The sequence below is a fragment of the Streptomyces recifensis genome (assembly GCF_002154615.1).
In the GTDB taxonomy this organism is placed as follows: domain Bacteria; phylum Actinomycetota; class Actinomycetes; order Streptomycetales; family Streptomycetaceae; genus Streptomyces; species Streptomyces griseoluteus.
The window spans coordinates 1-2,549 of record NZ_MUNH01000626.1; the positions used below are offsets into that span (position 1 = coordinate 1).

Consider the following 2,549-nt stretch of genomic DNA (forward strand, 5'->3'; position numbering starts at 1 on the left):
GGGCCCCGCGGCCGAGTCCCGCGGGGCCCTTCGTCATGCCCGCACCCTCACGCCCGCCCTCTTATGTGATCGACGCCACACCGGAATCCGGGCCACCGGTACAACCCCCGGCCGTCCCCACGCATCGAACCAGGCACCGGGATCAAGAAAACGGTGAGAATCGGGGGACCTGCGTTCGGAGGGGGACGCAGGTCCCTGTCTCTCTCCTGGCCGCCCGTTCGGCTTTCCGGGCCGCCCGCTCACCCCTTCTTGCGCGGCACCTCGGGCACCGCCAGCAGCGGCAGCNNGGCGGCGAGCGCGGAGGCGGCCTCGGTGGCGGCCTTGATCTGGGTCGGGTTGGGCGCCCCGTGGCCCTGCCGGGCGGTCAGCAGGCCCTTGCCGACGCCGCCGGGCTTCAGATACGTCGTCAGGGAGTTGTCCAGCGACTGCATCACCAGGCCGATGATGGTCCGCTCCGACCAGCGCCGGTTGGAGAACGAGCGGGCGAGCTGCACCGGATGCCGGACCGCGTGCGCGAGCCAGCCGAGGACGCGGGAGGAGCCCTCGGCGTAGGGCACCTGGAGGATGGTCAGGCCGCCCATGGAGTTGGAGCCCCTGCCGTAGCGGACCGGCTCGATGTGGGTGTCGGCGTCCGGGTGGACGGAGGACGTGATGGCCACCCCGCGCGTGAAGTCGACCTTGTCCACGCCGTGCGCCTTGCGGTAGCGCCGGTCGTCGGTCTGGGCGCCCACCAGAGCCTCGGAGTTGGTGCGGGTGAGGTCACCGAGCCGGGCGCTGAGGTGGGGCAGCAGGTGGCTGGCCTTCATGCGGTGCAGCAGCGTCTGGGTGCCGTAGGTGCCGGCCGCGAGGACGACCCGGCGGGCGGTGAACAGCCGCCCCTCGCCGCTGCGTTTGCGGTCGGTCGGGAGAGTGGCCACCGCGTAGCCGCCGCGCGAGTCGTCCGTGACGGAGACGACGGTGGTCAGCGGGTGCACCACCGCGCCCGCCTTCTCCGCGAGGTACAGGTAGTTCTCGTTGAGGGTGTTCTTCGCGCCGTGCCGGCACCCGGTCATGCACTCGCCGCACTCGGTGCACGCCCGCCGCGCGGGTCCGGCGCCGCCGAAGTACGGGTCGGCGACCTGCTCGCCGGGCCGTGCCTTGGCCGTGCCGTCGGCGTCCTCGCCGTCCCCGAAGAACACGCCGACCGGCGCCATGTGGAAGGTGTCGCCGACGCCCATCCGCTGCGCCGCTGCCTTCAGATGCTTGTCGGAGGGGGTGGTCGTCGGGTTGAGCCGGACCCCCAGCATCCGCTTGGCCTGGTCGTAGTACGGCGACAGCTCGTCCTGCCAGTCGGTGATGTGCCGCCACTGGGCGTCCTCGAAGAACGGCTTCGGCGGCACGTACAGGGTGTTGGCGTAGTTGAGGGAGCCGCCGCCGACGCCCGCGCCGGCCAGCACCATGACGTTGCCCAGGAGATGGATGCGCTGGATGCCGTACAGGCCGAGCCTGGGGGCCCAGAGGTAGTTGCGCAGGTCCCAGGAGTTGCGGGGCAGGGTGGCCGGGGTGAAGCGGCGGCCCGCCTCGAGGACGCCGACGCGGTAGCCCTTCTCGGTCAGGCGCAGGGCGGTCACCGAGCCGCCGAAGCCGGAGCCGACCACGAGCACGTCGTAGTCGTAACCGTCGTCGCGCCCTTCCTCGTTCCGGGTCTGGACAGTCTTCTCCTGCGGCACGTGCTCTCCTCGTCGAGAACGGTGGTGGAACGGGCGGATCGGGTCGGCGGGAGGGCGTCAGCGGAAGCGGAGCGCCTTCATCACCTTCAGGCTGCGGCTCATGAAGGCCGCGTACGCGGCGTCGTCCATGCCGAGCGAGGGCGCCATGGGCAGCAGCCGCTGGCGGGCGACGGTCTGGGCCTCGGTGTACTTGAGGATGCCCTCGGAGCCGTGGCGGCGGCCGAGGCCGGAGTCCTTCATGCCGCCCATCGGGGACTGGGCGCTGCCGTACGCGGGGGCGTACCCCTCGTTGACGTTGACCGTGCCGGTGCGCAGCCGGGCGGCGATCTGCGCGCCGCGCTTCGGACTGGTCGTCCACACCGACGCGTTGAGGCCGTACGGCGTGGCGTTGGCGCGCTCCACGGCCTCGTCGTCGGAGCCGAAGCGGTAGACGGAGACGACCGGGCCGAAGGTCTCCTCGGCGCAGACGGACATGGTGTCGTCGACGCCGTCGAGGATGGTCGGCTCGAAGAAGTACGGGCCGATGTCGGGCCGGGCCACCCCGCCCGCGAGCACCTTGGCGCCCTTGGCGACGGCCTCGGTCACATGCGCCTCGACGGCCTTGAGCTGGCGTTCCCCGGCCAGCGAGCCCATGTCGGCGCCGTAGGCGAGGGCGGTGCCGAGCCGCATGGCCTTCGTGCGGGCGGCGAAGCGCTCCAGGAAGGCGTCGGCGACCGACTCGTGGACGTACAGCCGCTCGATGGAGATGCAGAGCTGGCCGGCCGAGGAGAAGCAGGCGCGGACGGCACCGGCGGCTGCCTTCTCGATGTCGGCGTCCTCCAGGACCAGCATGGCGTTCTT

1 protein-coding gene and 1 pseudogene are annotated in these 2,549 nt (G+C 71.8%); both read right to left on the reverse strand.

Annotation, left to right across the window (positions count from 1 at the left end):
* Positions 1 to 281 precede the first annotated feature (281 nt).
* Positions 282 to 1,709: pseudogene (locus tag CCN33_RS27335) on the reverse strand (GMC family oxidoreductase N-terminal domain-containing protein); the annotation flags it as partial.
* A gap of 57 nt (positions 1,710 to 1,766) precedes the next feature.
* On the reverse strand, positions 1,767 to 2,549 hold a 783-nt coding region (locus CCN33_RS27340; RefSeq protein WP_140394701.1), incomplete at its 5' end, for an aldehyde dehydrogenase family protein.